The 15,130-nt window shown below is 56.0% G+C and carries 15 protein-coding genes and 1 tRNA gene; 2 read left to right on the top strand and 14 right to left on the bottom strand.

Annotation, left to right across the window (positions count from 1 at the left end; genetic code table 11):
* Positions 1 to 24: 24 nt before the first annotated feature.
* From PHQ58_RS03925 to PHQ58_RS03910, 4 genes are all read right to left on the bottom strand, one after another.
* Entirely contained in the window at positions 25 to 900 is an 876-nt protein-coding gene (locus PHQ58_RS03925; RefSeq protein WP_300107177.1) for a phosphoribulokinase, read from the bottom strand.
* Positions 901 to 1,006: 106 nt separating this feature from the next.
* Positions 1,007 to 2,104 carry a class 1 fructose-bisphosphatase gene (locus tag PHQ58_RS03920; RefSeq protein ID WP_300107297.1) on the bottom strand — a complete coding sequence of 366 codons (1,098 nt, stop codon included), beginning with the start codon at positions 2,102 to 2,104 and terminating at the stop codon, positions 1,007 to 1,009.
* 40 nt (positions 2,105 to 2,144) lie between these two features.
* Positions 2,145 to 2,843: a ribulose-phosphate 3-epimerase gene (gene rpe / locus PHQ58_RS03915; RefSeq protein ID WP_300107174.1), complete on the bottom strand. Its 699-nt coding sequence runs from the start codon at positions 2,841 to 2,843 to the stop codon at positions 2,145 to 2,147.
* Between the two features lie 45 nt (positions 2,844 to 2,888).
* Complete coding sequence (locus tag PHQ58_RS03910) at positions 2,889 to 3,617, bottom strand: HAD-IA family hydrolase (RefSeq protein WP_300107172.1); 729 nt, start codon at positions 3,615 to 3,617, stop codon at positions 2,889 to 2,891.
* Between the two features lie 140 nt (positions 3,618 to 3,757).
* Here PHQ58_RS03910 and PHQ58_RS03905 point away from each other — a divergent pair, with 140 nt between their 5' ends.
* Complete coding sequence (locus PHQ58_RS03905; RefSeq protein WP_300107169.1) at positions 3,758 to 4,669, top strand: LysR family transcriptional regulator; 912 nt, start codon at positions 3,758 to 3,760, stop codon at positions 4,667 to 4,669.
* A 33-nt stretch (positions 4,670 to 4,702) separates the two neighbouring features.
* On the opposite strand, the gene PHQ58_RS03900 is transcribed toward PHQ58_RS03905, so the two are convergent.
* The 5 genes from PHQ58_RS03900 to PHQ58_RS03880 form a co-directional block, all read right to left on the bottom strand.
* A complete protein-coding gene (locus tag PHQ58_RS03900) occupies positions 4,703 to 5,152 on the bottom strand; it encodes an NUDIX domain-containing protein (protein WP_300107295.1) in 450 nt (149 codons plus the stop codon).
* A gap of 89 nt (positions 5,153 to 5,241) precedes the next feature.
* Positions 5,242 to 6,120, bottom strand: a complete 879-nt coding sequence (locus tag PHQ58_RS03895) for an ATP-binding protein (protein WP_300107166.1) — start codon at positions 6,118 to 6,120, stop codon at positions 5,242 to 5,244.
* Positions 6,117 to 7,346 carry a bifunctional glutamate N-acetyltransferase/amino-acid acetyltransferase ArgJ gene (gene argJ, locus PHQ58_RS03890; protein ID WP_300107163.1) on the bottom strand — a complete coding sequence of 410 codons (1,230 nt, stop codon included), beginning with the start codon at positions 7,344 to 7,346 and terminating at the stop codon, positions 6,117 to 6,119. Before argJ ends, PHQ58_RS03895 begins: the two co-directional genes overlap by 4 nt.
* Positions 7,347 to 7,432: 86 nt before the next feature.
* Entirely contained in the window at positions 7,433 to 10,177 is a 2,745-nt protein-coding gene (gene secA / locus PHQ58_RS03885; RefSeq protein ID WP_300107160.1) for a preprotein translocase subunit SecA, read from the bottom strand.
* 174 nt (positions 10,178 to 10,351) lie between these two features.
* Entirely contained in the window at positions 10,352 to 11,338 is a 987-nt protein-coding gene (locus PHQ58_RS03880; RefSeq protein WP_300107158.1) for a M23 family metallopeptidase, read from the bottom strand.
* A gap of 20 nt (positions 11,339 to 11,358) precedes the next feature.
* Between PHQ58_RS03880 and PHQ58_RS03875 the strand changes: the two genes are divergently transcribed.
* Complete coding sequence (locus tag PHQ58_RS03875; protein ID WP_300107156.1) at positions 11,359 to 11,664, top strand: hypothetical protein; 306 nt, start codon at positions 11,359 to 11,361, stop codon at positions 11,662 to 11,664.
* A gap of 10 nt (positions 11,665 to 11,674) precedes the next feature.
* Here PHQ58_RS03875 and PHQ58_RS03870 read toward each other — a convergent pair.
* The 5 genes from PHQ58_RS03870 to PHQ58_RS03850 form a co-directional block, all read right to left on the bottom strand.
* Positions 11,675 to 11,750, bottom strand: a tRNA-Thr gene (locus tag PHQ58_RS03870).
* Between the two features lie 43 nt (positions 11,751 to 11,793).
* The gene (locus tag PHQ58_RS03865) at positions 11,794 to 12,288 is read right to left on the bottom strand and encodes a ClpXP protease specificity-enhancing factor (RefSeq protein WP_300107153.1); all 495 of its coding nucleotides are present in this window, start codon (positions 12,286 to 12,288) and stop codon (positions 11,794 to 11,796) included.
* Positions 12,289 to 12,305: 17 nt separating this feature from the next.
* Entirely contained in the window at positions 12,306 to 12,917 is a 612-nt protein-coding gene (locus PHQ58_RS03860; RefSeq protein WP_300107151.1) for a glutathione S-transferase N-terminal domain-containing protein, read from the bottom strand.
* 106 nt (positions 12,918 to 13,023) lie between these two features.
* Positions 13,024 to 13,713 carry a cytochrome c1 gene (locus PHQ58_RS03855; protein WP_300107148.1) on the bottom strand — a complete coding sequence of 230 codons (690 nt, stop codon included), beginning with the start codon at positions 13,711 to 13,713 and terminating at the stop codon, positions 13,024 to 13,026.
* 15 nt (positions 13,714 to 13,728) lie between these two features.
* Positions 13,729 to 15,129 carry a cytochrome bc complex cytochrome b subunit gene (locus tag PHQ58_RS03850; RefSeq protein ID WP_300107145.1) on the bottom strand — a complete coding sequence of 467 codons (1,401 nt, stop codon included), beginning with the start codon at positions 15,127 to 15,129 and terminating at the stop codon, positions 13,729 to 13,731.
* Position 15,130 lies beyond the last annotated feature (1 nt).

Genomic DNA, 15,130 nt, shown 5'->3' with positions numbered 1-15,130 from the left:
GCTCCTCGCCATGACGGACAAATATCAGCTTGCTTTCTTTTGCCGCTCCATCATCCGCCACACAAACGGTGTGAAGATGAGTTGCATGGCAAGCTCCATTTTGCCGCCTGGCACCACGATGGTGTTGGCGCGGCTCATGAAACTGTCGTCAATCATGCTGCGCAGGTACTGGAAATCAATGCCCTTGGGGTTGCTGAAGCGGATCACCACCATGCTCTCGTCGGCGCTCGGAATGTCACGGGCAATGAACGGATTGCTGGTGTCGACCATCGGCACGCGCTGAAAGTTCACATGCGTGTGCATGAACTGCGGGCAGATGTAGTTCACGTAGTCGGGCATGCGGCGCAGGATGGTGTCGGTAACGGCTTCGGTGCTGTAGCCGCGCTGCTTTTTGTCGCGGTAGAGCTTTTGGATCCATTCCAGGTTAATGACCGGCACCACACCAATCAGCAAGTCAGGGTGCTGGGCGATGTTGACCTCAGGCGTCACCACGGCGCCGTGCAGGCCTTCATAAAACAACAGGTCGGTGTTGGCAGGCACATCTTCCCAAGGCGTGAAGGTGCCAGGGTCTTGCTTGTAGGGCGCGGCTTCTTCCGGGTCGTGCAGGTACTTGCGGCGCTTGCCCACACCGGTGGCGGCGTAGTCGCGAAACAAGGCTTCCAGCTCAGGAAACAGGTTGTTTTCAGGGCCAAAGTGGCTGAAGTTCTTGTTGCCCGCAGCTTCGGCTTCGGCAGCCTTCAGCTTCATGGCCTTGCGGTCATGGCGGTGAAAACTGTCGCCCTCAATCACGGCAGCGGTGATGCTTTCACGGCGAAAAATATTCTCAAATGTGCGGGTCACCGAGGTGGTGCCGGCACCGCTGGAGCCGGTGATGGCAATGATGGGATGGCGAATAGACATGACGAAGGTCTCCTGAAGTTTAAAAATTTATAAGAAATTGGGCTCTAGCCCTTTATTTAATTGCGCAATCAGCTATTTTATTTATAGCGGAAAAGTGCGCAGAAACTTAACCTCTGAACAGGCTACGCTCAGCAAACAGCGGGTTGTCTGTTTCGACCTCCACCGGCTCGGCGTGGTAGCGCTCAATGCGCTCAACTTCATTCTTGGAACCAAACACGAAACCAATGCGCTGGTGCAGGCTGGTGGGCTGCACGCTCATCATGGGCAACTCACCGGTGGAGGCGCGGCCACCGGCCTGCTCCATGATCATGCCCACCGGGTTGGCTTCGTAAAGCAGGCGCAGGCGGCCCGGCTTGGATGGGTCTTTGGTGTCGCGCGGGTACAAAAAGACACCGCCGCGCATCAAAATGCGGTGCGCTTCGGCCACCATGCTGGCAATCCAGCGCATGTTGAAGTCTTTGCCACGGGCACCGGTTTTGCCTGCCAGGCATTCGTCTACATAACGTTTCACCGGGGCTTCCCAGAAGCGGGCGTTGGACGCATTGATGGCAAATTCATGCGTGTCTTCAGGAATCATCAGCTTGGGGTGCGTCAGCATGAACTCTCCCAGATTTGGGTCGAGCGTGAAGCCGTTGACACCATCACCCACCGTCAGCACCATCATGGTGGTCGGGCCGTAAAGGGCGTAACCGGCGGCCACTTGTTTGGCACCCGATTGGAAAAAGTCGGCGTCCACCACATCACGACCCGAGTCGATGACGTCTTGCGGCGCGCGCAAAATGCTGAAAATACTGCCCACTGACACGTTCACATCAATGTTGCTGGAGCCGTCCAAGGGGTCAAACACAATCAGGTAGTTGCCGCGCGGGTACTGCTTGGGAATTTGATACGGCGCATCCATCTCCTCGCTGGCCATGCCCGCCAGGTTGCCAGACCATTCGGTGCGTTGCATGAAGACATCGTTGGACAGCACGTCGAGCTTCTTCTGGGTCTCGCCCTGCACGTTGACCGAGCCGCCCTCGTCTGCCGCATGGTTGCCCATGACACCCGCCAATTCACCGTAAGCCACGGCCTTGGCAATGCCTTTGCAGGCCAGCGCCACATCCAGGATCAGGGCATTGAAGTCGCCGCTGGCACTGGGAAAACGGCGGCGCTCTTCAATCAGAAACTGCGTCAGCGTGGAACGGTTGGAACGAAGGGTCATGGACATGAATGTCTCCTGGTTATATGAATTTCTGGGGTGTTCAGGCCGGATGCGCAGCGCTGCGTAGCGCCTGCATCACGGTTTTGTAGCCACCGTCGGCGTCAGGCGCACTGAACACGGCACTGCCGGCCACACAGGTGTCGGCACCGGCGGCCACAATTTCAGCGATGTTGTCGGTTTTGACGCCGCCATCCACTTCCAACCAGATAGGCTGGCCACCAGCGGCCACATGCGCGTCAATTTTTGCCCGCACGATGCGCAGCTTGGCCAGCGTGCTTGGGATGAACTTTTGGCCACCAAAACCGGGGTTGACGCTCATCAGCAAAATCATGTCAAGCTTGTCCATGACGTGGTCGAGCACCGACACCGGGGTGGCGGGGTTCAGCACCAAACCAGCCTTGCAACCCAGCTCGCGAATCATCGACAGGCTACGGTCCACATGTTTGGAGGCCTCGGGGTGAAAGGTGATGATGTTGGCGCCCGCTTTGGCAAACAGCGGGATGATCGAATCCACCGGCTCCACCATCAAATGCACATCAATCGGAATGCTCACGTGCGGGCGAATTGCCTCGCACACGAGCGGGCCAATGGTCAGGTTGGGCACGTAGTGGTTGTCCATCACGTCAAAGTGCACCAGATCGCAGCCAGCGGCTTCAATGGCGCGAACTTCTTCACCCAGGCGGGAAAAGTCAGCCGACAAAATACTTGGGGCCAAACGCAAAACGGGGGAGGTAGTCATGGGGCAGCTTTCTTTAAAGTTTGAAATTCTTGAGCGTAATGCAGTTCAGCGGGCCCAAGCGGCGTGCCACTGGCGTAATTGCTGCAAATTCACCTGACTCAAATCCGGCACCACCTTGAGTGCACCCGTGAAGTCATGGTGCGCAGTGAAACTGTTGGGCGTCACGACAGTGGCAATGCCCGCCGCGGTGGCAGCGCGCAAGCCGTTGCTGGAGTCTTCGAAAGCGAGGCATTGACGGGCCGGCAACTGCATGGCGTCAAGCATCTGCAAGTACACCTGGGGGTGCGGTTTTTTGATGGGCGCGGTAGAGGCATCCCCAATGGCGCTGAAATTCAAGCGCCAATCGCTGCCAATGGCGTGGCGCATGAGCGCAGCAATGTTGACGGGCGACGTGGTGGTGGCAATGGCCAGCTGCAAGCCGGTTTTGAGCGCCTCGTCCATGATTTTCAGCACGCCGGGGCGCAAACTGACTGCGCCGCTGTTGACCGCACTTTCGTAAGCGGCCGTTTTTAGCTCATGAATGCGGCTGATTTTGTCGCCCAAAGCCTGGCCATTGATGGCTTTGATGTCAGGGTTCACCTGTTTCCAGTAATGCAGGATGCGTTCCTTGCCGCCGGAAATATCGAGCAGCTCGGTGTACAGCGCCACATCCCACACCCAGTCCAAACCCGCTTCAGCAAAGGCATGGTTAAAGGCGGCCATGTGCACGCTCTCAGTGTCGGCCAACGTGCCGTCCACATCAAAAATAAGAGCTTGAAGCGCCGCAGAGGCCATGGTTGAATTCCTTCGGGGTTTGAGAAAAGCGCCGTTTTTTCGGCATGGATTTACTTTAATCGCCCGAACTCATAAACTCTAATCACGTTTTATTGAAAAATCATCAGGACAGACTGATGAACTAGCCAGAAGGAGACTCCATGCGCCCCTACACGTTCAAACAAATCCAGACGTTCATGGAAGTGGCGCGCCAGCGCTCGGTGTCCAAAGCTGCTGAGCGGCTTTTTGTAACCCAGCCGGCCGTGTCCATGCAAATACGCCAGCTTGAAGACGCGTTTGGCCTGGCGCTGGTGGAACCCATGGGCCGCAACATTCAGCTCACCGCGGCGGGCGAGGACTTTCTGACCTACGCCACCGCCGCCATGGGGCAGTTCAAGGACCTGGAGGCGATGATGGCCGAGCACGTGGGCCTGCGCCGTGGACGCATTGACCTGGCCGTAGTCAGCACTTCAAAATACTTCATTCCCATGTTGCTGGTGCGTTTTAGCAAGTTACACAGCGGCATTGACGTCAAGCTCAAGATCGACAACCGTGAAAACGTGCTGGGCCTGCTGGCACGCAGCGAGGCCGATCTGGTGGTAATGGGACGTGCGCCAAGCCACCTCGACTGCGAGGCCATTGCCTTTGCCACCAACCCGCTGGTGATGATTGGCCCACCTGACCACCCGCTGGCGCGGCGCAAGAACCTGCCCTTCAGCGCCCTGGCCGACTATGGTTTTGTGGTGCGAGAAGAGGGCTCTGGCACGCTGGCGGCCATGCAGCATCTGTTTGATGAGCATCACACACCCCTCAAGGTGATCATGGGCTTGCCCAGCAACGAAACCATCAAACAAGCCGTGATGGCCGGCATGGGCCTGAGCTTCTTGTCCATGCGCACAATTCGCCATGAACTTGCCAGCGGCCACCTGGCCTTGCTGGATGTGCAGGGCCTGCCGCAAATCAACCACTGGTACATCACGCACCTGAGCAGCAAAAAGCTCTCGCCTGCAGCCAAGGCCTTCAAGGAATTTTTGATTGAACAGGGCGGCGCGTTGATGGACACCTGGAGTTGAGGGCGCCCTTATAAAACAAGCGCAAGCAGCTATCTAATAAGTAGCGCCTAAAAACCCACGTTCGACAGCCAGCCAGGCCAGCACCGGCACCGTGCCGGGCAACACCGGGGCCACGGTGACGGGCAACTGTTGCCAGGCAAACGACTGCGCTTCGCGCATCTGCAATTCACCCGACCAATGTAAAACCTTGCAAAAATGCAGGCGCACCAAGGCGTGCGGGTAGTCCACCAGCTCTTGCCGCCAGGGTTCAATCTGATGCGTTTGAATGCCCAGCTCTTCATGCAATTCGCGGCTCAGGGCTTGTTGCACCGTTTCACCCGGCTCAAACTTGCCACCGGGAAATTCCCAGTAACCTGCGTAAACCTTGCCGACCGGGCGGGAGGTCAGCAAAAAATCACCATCGGGGCGAATCAGAACACCCACGGCCACATCGACCACCTTGCGATCGGTACCACCTTCGCGTGGCAGTTGGGCATCGGCCATCAGTGGCGAATTTTCAGCACTTGCGATGGTTCGTTCATTGGCTGCCGCGGTCACAGCGGTGGCGTCGTCGCGGCTTTTCATCAGGCTGGTCACACCACTGTGGCATGTTGCCCAGCGTAGTCGCGCGCAAACTGGTAGGCCACGCGACCGCTGCGCGAGCCGCGCTCCAGCGCCCACACCAGCGATTGGGGTCGTGCGGCCTCAATGGCGGCTTCAGGCACGCCAAAAGAGGCCAACCACTGGGCCACGATGGTCAGGTACTCGTCTTGCGAGAACGGGTAAAAACTCACCCACAGACCGAATCTCTCCGACAGGGAGATTTTTTCTTCCACACCCTCGCCTGGGTGCACTTCGCCGTCCGCCGTATGGGTGTAGGTCAGGTTTTCCTTCATGTACTCGGGTAACAAGTGGCGGCGGTTGCTGGTGGCGTAAATCAGCACGTTGGCGGTAGTGGCAGCCACCGAGCCGTCCAAAATCGATTTCAGCGCCTTGTAGCCAGGCTCGCCGTCTTCAAAACTCAGGTCGTCACAGAACACGATGAACTTGTAGGGTCGCTCACACACCAGGTCCACGATGTCAGGCAGGTCAACCAGATCAGCCTTGTCGACCTCGATCAAGCGCAGGCCGTGCGGCGCAAATTCATTCAGGCAAGCCCGAATCAGCGACGACTTGCCGGTGCCGCGGGCACCCGTCAGCAACACGTTGTTGGCAGGCTGGCCACTGACAAACTGGCGTGTGTTGCGGTAGATTTTTTCTTTTTGCGGCTCAATTTCTTTGAGGTCAGTCAGCGACATGGCGCCTACGTGGCGCACCGGCTCCAGCGTGGCGTGGCCGGAACTGCGTTTGCGGTAGCGAAACGCGGTGGAGGCGCTCCAGTCCGGCTGGCTCGGGGGTTGCGGCAACACGGCTTCAATGCGCGTGATGAGCTGCTCGGCCCGCAGCAACAGGTGCTCAAAACTGGCATTCATGAGCGGTAGTCGGCGTTGATGGTGACGTAGTCGTGGCTCAAATCGCATGTCCACACAGTGTCTGCCGCGTCGCCCCGACCCAACACCACGCGCACCGTGATTTCGGTCTGTTTCATGACGCGCTGGCCGTCCTCTTCGCGGTAATCTGGATTGCGCCCGCCCTTGACAGCCACATGCACGTCGTCAAGGTACAGGTCAATGCCAGTCTGCTCCAGGTCGGCAATGCCGGCATAACCCACGGCGGCCAGAATGCGACCCAGATTGGGGTCACTGGCAAAAAAGGCGGTTTTCACCAAGGGTGAATGCGCAATGGCGTAGGCCACCTGACGGCATTCGGCCTGTGTTTTGCCGCCTTCAACCTTAATCGCGATGAATTTGGTAGCGCCCTCGCCGTCTCGCACAATGGCTTGGGCCAGTTTTAACGCCACACCCAGCATGGCATTTTTCAGTGCCTGGCCAGCAGCGCTGTCCAGCGAGGTGATCGGTGCGTGAGCCGCTTTGTTGGTCGCTATCACCACAAAAGAGTCGTTGGTAGAGGTGTCACCATCAACCGTGACGCGATTGAACGAGCCCTCAGCAAGCTCGGTCGCCAGTTGTTTCATCACAGCCGGGTTGACACACGCATCAGTCGCCATGAAGCCCAACATGGTGGCCATGTTCGGACGGATCATGCCGGCGCCTTTGCTGATGCCGGTGATGCTCACCTGCACACCGTCAATCAACACCTGTGCACCAAAAGCTTTGGCGATAGTGTCAGTGGTCATGATGGCCTCGGACGCGCGCAGCCAGTTGTCTGGCTTGGCATCTTGCAGGGCGGCTTGCAGCCCTGCTTCGATGCGGTCAATGGGCAGGGTTTCCATGATCACGCCGGTGGAAAACGGCAGCACTTGCGAGGCCTTCAAACTTAAGTGCCCGGCCAGGGCCTGACACGTGTGCACGGCGCGCACACGGCCGTCTTCACCGGTGCCAGCATTGGCATTGCCAGTGTTGATCAGCATGGCGCGGATGCCGTTGCCGCTGGCCAGATGCTCGCGGCAAATCTGCACTGGCGCCGCACAAAAACGGTTCTGGGTGAAGACACCAGCCACCGAGGCGCCATCGTCTATCAGCACCACGGTCAAGTCCTTGCGATTGGCTTTGCGAATGCCCGCCTCCGTGACACCGATGCGCACACCGGCAATAGAAAACAATTCAGCAGGGTTGGGAGCAATGAGGTTGACAGACATGGTTGGCTTTCAAGAATCAGAAGATGAACATGGATTTTGATCGAAAAAAATCGGGCACTTGGCCCGATTCAGCGTTACGGCCTGGTTCAAGCCAGTTTGCCGTGGCACTGCTTGTACTTCTTGCCACTGCCACATGGGCAAGGGTCATTGCGCCCAACACGTGGCACGTCAGCTTGCACGGTAGATGCATCGACCACCGTTTCGACCTCGCCGGTTTCAGTGGGCGCGCTGTAGGTGACATTGCTGATGCGCTCAGCCTTGCTTTCCAGCTCGGCGGCGGCACGCTCGGCCTCTTCGTTGGACTGTATGCGGACCGTCATGAGTATTTTGGTGACTTCGTTTTTGACGGAATCCAGCATTTGGCCAAACAACTCAAAGGCTTCGCGCTTGTACTCCTGCTTGGGCTGCTTCTGAGCGTAGCCGCGCAGGTGAATACCCTGACGCAAATAGTCCAGTGCACTCAGGTGGTCGCGCCAATTGCTGTCAATGCTCTGCAACAGCACCATGCGTTCAAACTGCGTGAAGTTCTCTGCGCCAACCAACGCCAATTTGTCATCAAACACGGTGTTGGCATGGCTGCGCACGGTGTCCAAAATGTCATGATCGGTGATGGCCGACGCCGCGCTGACCTGCTGCTGCAAGGACAGGTTGATTTGCCACTCGTCAGCCAGAACTTTCTCAAGCGCGGGCAAATTCCATTGTTCCTCTACCGACTCGGCAGGCACATATTGGCGCACCAGGTCTTCAAAGCAGCCCTCGCGCAGCGACTGGACCTGCGCCGCCAGATCGGTGGCGTCCAAAATCCCATTGCGTTGCTGGTAAATCACCTTGCGCTGGTCGTTGGACACGTCGTCGTATTCAAGCAACTGCTTGCGCATGTCAAAGTTGCGCGCTTCCACCTTACGCTGGGCGCTCTCGATGCTGCGCGTCACAATGCCGGCCTCAATCGCCTCGCCCTCGGGCATTTTGAGGCGGTCCATGATGGCTTTGACACGGTCACCAGCAAAGATGCGCATCAAGGCGTCGTCCAGGCTCAGGTAAAAGCGCGACGAACCCGGGTCACCCTGGCGGCCTGAGCGGCCACGCAACTGGTTGTCAATGCGACGTGACTCATGCCGTTCGGTGGCAATGATGCGCAAGCCGCCCAATTTGGTGACTTCTTCGTGGTCTTTGGCCCACTGGGCACGCACCGCGTCAATCTGCTGCTGCTTTTGGGCGGCATCCAGTGCTTCGTTGGCCTCGATCTCTTCAATGGCCTTGCTGATATTGCCACCGAGCACAATGTCAGTGCCTCGGCCCGCCATGTTGGTGGCAATCGTGATCATCTTGGGGCGGCCTGCCTGGGCCACGATATCGGCCTCACGGGCGTGCTGCTTGGCATTGAGCACTTGGTGTGGCAGCTTTTCCTTGTCCAGCAACTCGGCAATGATTTCCGAGTTTTCGATGGAAGTGGTGCCCACCAGCACCGGCTGACCACGCTCGTAACATTCGCGAATGTCAGCAATGGCCGCGACGTATTTTTCACGCGTGGTTTTGTAAACGCGGTCCAGCTGGTCATCACGGCGGCTGGGTCTATTGGGCGGCATCACCACCGTTTCCAGCCCGTAAATCTCTTGGAACTCATAAGCTTCGGTATCGGCTGTGCCAGTCATCCCCGCCAGCTTGCCGTACAGACGGAAGTAGTTCTGGAACGTGATCGACGCCATAGTCTGGTTTTCAGGCTGAATGGCCACGCCTTCTTTCGCCTCAACCGCCTGGTGCAGCCCTTCGCTCCAACGCCGACCGGTCATCAAACGGCCGGTGTACTCGTCCACAATCACAATTTCGCCCGCCTGCACCACATAGTGCTGGTCACGCAGGTACAGGTGTTGCGCCCGCAAGGCCGCATACAAATGGTGCATCAGCGTGATGTTGGCCGGGTCATACAGGCTGGCGCCTTCGGGGAGTAGGCCCAATTCAAACAAAATGCGCTCGGCATTTTCATGACCGCGTTCGGTCAAAAACACTTGCCGGCTTTTCTCATCCAGCGTGAAATCACCGACCTTGGTGATGCCTTCGCCAGTGTGCGGGTCAGCCTCGCCTTCCTGCTGCTCAAGTTGCGGCACGATGACCTTGATGGCCTGGTACAAATCGGTCTGGTCTTCGGCCTGACCGCTGATGATGAGTGGTGTGCGGGCTTCGTCGATCAGGATCGAGTCCACCTCGTCGACGATGGCGTAATTAAGCCCACGCTGCACCCGGTCAGCAGCCTCGTAGACCATGTTGTCGCGCAGGTAGTCAAAGCCGTATTCGTTGTTGGTGCCGTAGGTGATGTCGGCCAGGTACGCCAGTTGCTTGTCTTCGCGCTGCATGTTGGGCAAGTTAATGCCCACCGACATGCCCAAAAAGTTGTAAAGCTTGCCCATCCATTGCGCATCGCGGTTGGCCAGGTAATCGTTCACCGTCACCACGTGCACGCCTTTGCCTTCCAAAGCGTTGAGGTACACCGGCAGTGTCGCTGTCAGGGTTTTGCCTTCACCCGTACCCATTTCAGAAATTTTGCCGTTGTGCAAGGACATACCGCCGAGCATCTGCACATCAAAGTGGCGCAACTTCATGACCCGCTTGGAACCCTCGCGGACCACGGCAAAGGCCTCAGGCAACAACGCATCAAGGGTCTCGCCTTTGGCCAACCGGTCCTTGAACTCTTCTGTCTTGCCGCGCAACGCTTCGTCAGAGAGCTTTTCATAGCCCGCTTCCAACGTATTGATTTTGGTCACGGTGTGACGGTATTTTTTTAGCAGGCGGTCATTGCGACTGCCGAAAATTTTGGTGAGGAAATTGGTGGCCATGAATACAGGGCGTTGCTGACAAGCCATAACTGGCTGATCTGCAGCGCCATCCTTATTATTTACGATCTAACTGAAATGGGGGTCACATGAGAGAACACAACAACATCTGCAAAACGCAGCGCGTCATTGGTTTGTTGCGATTTTAGCTATGCCCGGTGCCCACCCCCAAAGAGGTCACTGAGCGGCTGTTTTGCGCCCTGCCTGACCTTGCGCAGCGGGCGATCTCCCGGCTGCAGCTATTTGTAAGCCTTGCGCACGTTCGCTGGCCAACAGAAACTTTTGTGGGTCCTGCGGAATACCCTGCACCAACACCTCGAAATGCAGGTGCGGGCCGGTAGATCGTCCACTGGTACCAACTTCCGCAATTTTTTGCCCCCGCTTGATCAAGTCACCTTTTTTGACCCAAATCCTGGAGGCGTGGGCATAACGCGTGACCAGGTCATTGCCGTGGTCAATCTCAATCATGTTGCCGTATTCAGGATGAAACTCTTGCGTCACCACAACCCCGCCGGCAGCGGCCAAGATAGGTGTCGACGTGGCTGCGGGGAAATCAAGACCGGTATGCAGCGCATTGCGCCCGGTGATCGGGTCGGTACGCCAACCAAACGCCGAGCCCAACTCCGCCATGGCCACAGGCTTTTCTGTGGGCACCATCAGATTTTTCATCTTGCGATCAAACAGGCGTGACTCCAGCACGGTCAGCAAATCGGTGCGCTGATGCGTCAAGCGCTCTAGGTCATCCATCGTCACCTGAAGCTCATCCAGCGTCAGCGCGTGGCCTTTGATTTCAACACCACCTTGCCCAGGCGACACTTTGACTGCCGCAGGATTCACGCCTGCCAAGCTGGAAACGCGCTCACCCAAAGACTCCAGTTGCGTTACTTTCGCCTGCATTTCCCCAAGGCGGCGCGCCATCACATCCAGGTTTTCACGCAGATAACGATCACGCTGCTCAGCTTCGTCTTTAACAACCAGTTTGACCAAGGCACCAACGACAGGCCATCCCTCACGCGCACCTTTAAGGAAAACCCAGTGGTACAAGCCAAGTGCAAGCAACATTAAAACTAATGCGCTCAATAGAAAAGCGGTAAAAAGTTGCAAACCTGAAAGGTGCAGCGCACGCGATTTGGCAAGCCAGGCATCCGTGATAATCAATTGCATCTGATATGACCCTCAACCACATGAACCGACGCCACTCTTCAGTGACCCTGCTGCAAGCCAGCAAAAGCAACCCTGGCCTCGCCAGATTAATGTCGCTTCAGCATGAATCGAGTGCTCGTTTGCAAGCCATCACCGCCTTGATACCTGACTCATTGCGAGCACAAGTCCAAGCCGGCCCGCTTGAAGACGGGGTGTGGTGTCTGCTGTTGTCTAACAACACCACGGCGGCCAAGGTAAGGCAACTGTTGCCAGCCTTTGAGTCACACCTGCGGGTGCATGACCTCGATGTGAAATCGATTCGCCTAAAAATACGTCGCCAGGAGTGACGAGAAAACTTGGTGCCGATTGTCGGATTCGAACTGACGACCTACCGCTTACAAGGCGGTTGCTCTACCAACTGAGCTAAATCGGCGAAAATCGAATTCTACACAAGTTTTTTGAAGCTTTTCCCAAAACTACTTAATTCGTGTGAGTGACGGTCGTTTACCTGGTTTCGGTACATCAACCGATTCTGGCAGGACCACTGAGGCGCCGCTGGTCACGTCGCTTTGGACTTGAGCCAAACGGGCAGGTGATGGTTTTGCAGGCCTTGCGTCAGCCGCCTGGGTTGTTTTAGCAACCGACCGATCATCACGCGGAAACGCCATACCCTGCCCATTTTCCTTGGCAAAGATCGCCACCACCTGACCAATGGGCACAAAAATATCACGAACGACGCCACCGAATCGCGCCTTGAATTCCATGAACTCATTACCCAATTGCAGGCCCGTGGTCGCATCAAACCCAATGTTGAGCACAATCTCGCCGTCTTTGACAAACTCGCGTGGCACCTGCACGGTGTTATCCACCAGCACGGTCACATAGGGCGTCAACCCATTGTCGCCACACCATTCGTGCAAGGCCCGAATGAGGTAGGGACGAGTTGACGTGGTTTGCATATCTTGTGTCATGGAAACCACCTAGGCGCCTACTTGCGCATTACCTTTTCAGAAGGTGTCAATGCCTCGATGTATGCTGGGCGGGAAAAGATACGCTCGGCATACTTCAGCAAGGGCGCAGCATTCTTGCTGAGTTCGATACCGTAATAGTCAAGACGCCACAGCAAGGGCGCAATCGCCACGTCGAGCATGGAGAACCCATCCCCCAGCATGTACTTGTTTTTCAGAAACACCGGAGCCAGTTGTGTCAGACGGTCGCGAATATGCGCACGGGCCTTCTCAAGCGCTTTTTCATTGGCCTTGGCCGAGCGCGATTCCAGTGTCGAAACGTGAACGAACAATTCTTTTTCGAAATTAAGCAAAAAAAGGCGCACACGTGCACGGTCGACCGGATCTCCGGGCATCAATTGGGGATGCGGAAAACGCTCATCAATGTATTCGTTGATGATGTTTGACTCATAAAGAATCAAATCACGCTCCACCAGAATCGGCACTTGCCCATAGGGGTTCATCACGCTGATGTCTTCAGGCTTGTTGTACAAGTCCACGTCCCGAATCTCAAAATCCATGCCTTTTTCAAACAAGACGAAACGGCAACGATGAGAATATGGGCAAGTTGTACCCGAGTAAAGCACCATCATGGTGGAGGCTCCTAAAAAAGTAAAAGAGCGGAAGGCTATTCGCCCACCACTCTGAAGAACCCGCGCAACGCGCTTGCATGCGGCGCGCGAATCAATGAATCAAAGCTTACTTGATGTCTTTCCAGTAAGCGTTGTTGAGTTTCCAGGTCAGGAAGGTCAAGCCGGCCAAGAAAATCAGCACCCATACGCCCAGGTTTTTGCGTGTGGTCTGCGCTGGCTCGGCCATCCACTGCAAGTAATTCACCAGGTCACCAATCGTCTGGTCATATTGCGCGGGGGTCATGGTGCTTTGCATTTCCCACAACACGTGAGGCATTGCGACGTTCGGAAACACATGGTTGTTCCAACCAGTCGGTTTTGTCTCATCTGCATAAAAACTGCGCATGTACGTGTAAAGGTAGTCTGTACCCGTACCACCAGCGCCGGCACGTGACCGGGCGATGACTGTTAAATCGGGTGGATTTACGCCAAACCAGGCCTTGGCCTGTTGTGGGTCAATAGCAGCCTTCATCGTGTCACCAATTTTGCTATTGGTAACCAGTAGGTTGTCTTTGATCTGCTCAGCTGTCAGGCCAATGTCTTGCAGGCGGTTGAACCGATTGAATGCCGCAGAGTGGCAGTTCAAACAGTAATTCACAAACACCTTGGCACCATTTTGCAATGCAGCTTGGTCGTTGATCTTGTCCGGCGCCTTGTCCCAGGCGGGACCGCCCACATTGGCGTGGACAGCCGAACTGATGCCCAATGCCATGACAAACCCGAGAATAATTTTTTGAGTGAAGCCCATGATTTTCATGTGTTGTTCTCCTGTTCAATGCGCCGTGAAATTGACACGACTAGGCACTTGTTTGAACGTACCCAGACGACTCCACCAAGGCATCAGGATGAAAAAGCCAAAATAAAACAAGGTGCCAAACTGGGAAATACGATTGGCAATATCAGACACTGGTTGGGTCCCCAGGTAACCAATCACGAAAAAATTAATCACGAAGGCGCCATAAAGGTACTTGTGCCAAGTTGGGCGATAGCGAATGGACTTGACCTTGCTGTTATCCAACCAGGGCAAAAAGAACAGAATCACAACACCACCACCCATGGCCACCACACCCCAGAATTTCGCGTCAATGGCCATCATCATGGCAACGACCACCACGGCCCCGCCCACGATCAAGCCTTTGAACAGCGCAGGCATCTTGATTTTGACAACCGCCAGCACAGCACCACCCACCACACAGGCCATCAAGACATACATCATCTCGGCAGTCACAGCACGCAGCAAAGTGTAGAACGGCGTGAAGTACCAGACCGGTGCAATGTGCAAAGGCGTCTGGAACGGATTGGCCGGTATGAAGTTGTTGTATTCCAGGAAATAGCCACCCATTTCAGGGGCAAAGAACACAATGGCAGAAAACACAAACAAGAACGCACTGACAGCGAAAACGTCATGCACTGAGTAGTAAGGGTGAAAGGGGATGCCGTCCAGCGGAATGCCATTGGCGTCTTTGGTTGCCTTGATCTCGATGCCATCCGGGTTGTTGGAACCCACCTCATGCAACGCAATGATGTGAGCCACCACCAAACCCAACAACACCAAGGGCACCGCAATCACGTGAAAACTGAAGAAGCGGTTCAAGGTGGCATCACCCACCACGAAGTCACCACGAATCAACAGCGCCAGGTCAGGACCGATGAAGGGGATCGCCGAGAACAAGTTGACGATCACTTGAGCGCCCCAGTAGCTCATTTGACCCCAAGGCAACAGGTAGCCCATGAAAGCTTCAGCCATCAAAGCCAAAAAGATGCCACAACCAAACAGCCAGATGAGTTCGCGTGGCTTGCGATAGCTGCCGTACATCAAACCGCGGAACATGTGCAGGTAAACCACCACAAAGAAGGCCGAAGCGCCAGTGGAGTGCATGTAGCGAATCAGCCATCCCCAAGGCACATCGCGCATGATGTATTCCACGGAAGCAAACGCCAGGGCGGCATCAGGCTTGTAATGCATCACCAGGAAAATGCCGGTGACGATTTGAATCACCAACACCAACAACGACAGCGAGCCGAAGATGTACCAGAGGTTAAAGTTTTTGGGCGCGTAGTACTCGCTCATGTGCTCTTTGAAGAGCTTTGAGAGCGGAAAACGGTTATCAACCCAGTTCAAGGCTTTTTCGCCGGCCGACGCATTGGGGGAGATTTCGTGAAAAGTAGCCATG

Origin of the sequence: Rhodoferax sp. (genome assembly GCF_028688795.1) — a bacterium.
In the GTDB taxonomy this organism is placed as follows: Bacteria; Pseudomonadota; Gammaproteobacteria; order Burkholderiales; family Burkholderiaceae_C; genus Rhodoferax.
This window is presented reverse-complemented; position numbering and strand designations above follow the sequence as displayed.

What these genes read in the sequence shown, in the direction of transcription:
- PHQ58_RS03925 (WP_300107177.1), bottom strand. Translation starts at nt 900, where the DNA reads ATGTCTATTCGCCATCCCATCATTGCCATCACCGGCTCCAGCGGTGCC.
- PHQ58_RS03920 (WP_300107297.1), bottom strand. Translation starts at nt 2,104, where the DNA reads ATGACCCTTCGTTCCAACCGTTCCACGCTGACGCAGTTTCTGATTGAA.
- rpe (WP_300107174.1), bottom strand. Translation starts at nt 2,843, where the DNA reads ATGACTACCTCCCCCGTTTTGCGTTTGGCCCCAAGTATTTTGTCGGCT.
- PHQ58_RS03910 (WP_300107172.1), bottom strand. Translation starts at nt 3,617, where the DNA reads ATGGCCTCTGCGGCGCTTCAAGCTCTTATTTTTGATGTGGACGGCACG.
- PHQ58_RS03905 (WP_300107169.1), top strand. Translation starts at nt 3,758, where the DNA reads ATGCGCCCCTACACGTTCAAACAAATCCAGACGTTCATGGAAGTGGCG.
- PHQ58_RS03900 (WP_300107295.1), bottom strand. Translation starts at nt 5,152, where the DNA reads ATGGCCGATGCCCAACTGCCACGCGAAGGTGGTACCGATCGCAAGGTG.
- PHQ58_RS03895 (WP_300107166.1), bottom strand. Translation starts at nt 6,120, where the DNA reads ATGAATGCCAGTTTTGAGCACCTGTTGCTGCGGGCCGAGCAGCTCATC.
- argJ (WP_300107163.1), bottom strand. Translation starts at nt 7,346, where the DNA reads ATGTCTGTCAACCTCATTGCTCCCAACCCTGCTGAATTGTTTTCTATT.
- secA (WP_300107160.1), bottom strand. Translation starts at nt 10,177, where the DNA reads ATGGCCACCAATTTCCTCACCAAAATTTTCGGCAGTCGCAATGACCGC.
- PHQ58_RS03880 (WP_300107158.1), bottom strand. Translation starts at nt 11,338, where the DNA reads ATGCAATTGATTATCACGGATGCCTGGCTTGCCAAATCGCGTGCGCTG.
- PHQ58_RS03875 (WP_300107156.1), top strand. Translation starts at nt 11,359, where the DNA reads ATGAACCGACGCCACTCTTCAGTGACCCTGCTGCAAGCCAGCAAAAGC.
- PHQ58_RS03865 (WP_300107153.1), bottom strand. Translation starts at nt 12,288, where the DNA reads ATGACACAAGATATGCAAACCACGTCAACTCGTCCCTACCTCATTCGG.
- PHQ58_RS03860 (WP_300107151.1), bottom strand. Translation starts at nt 12,917, where the DNA reads ATGATGGTGCTTTACTCGGGTACAACTTGCCCATATTCTCATCGTTGC.
- PHQ58_RS03855 (WP_300107148.1), bottom strand. Translation starts at nt 13,713, where the DNA reads ATGAAAATCATGGGCTTCACTCAAAAAATTATTCTCGGGTTTGTCATG.
- PHQ58_RS03850 (WP_300107145.1), bottom strand. Translation starts at nt 15,129, where the DNA reads ATGGCTACTTTTCACGAAATCTCCCCCAATGCGTCGGCCGGCGAAAAA.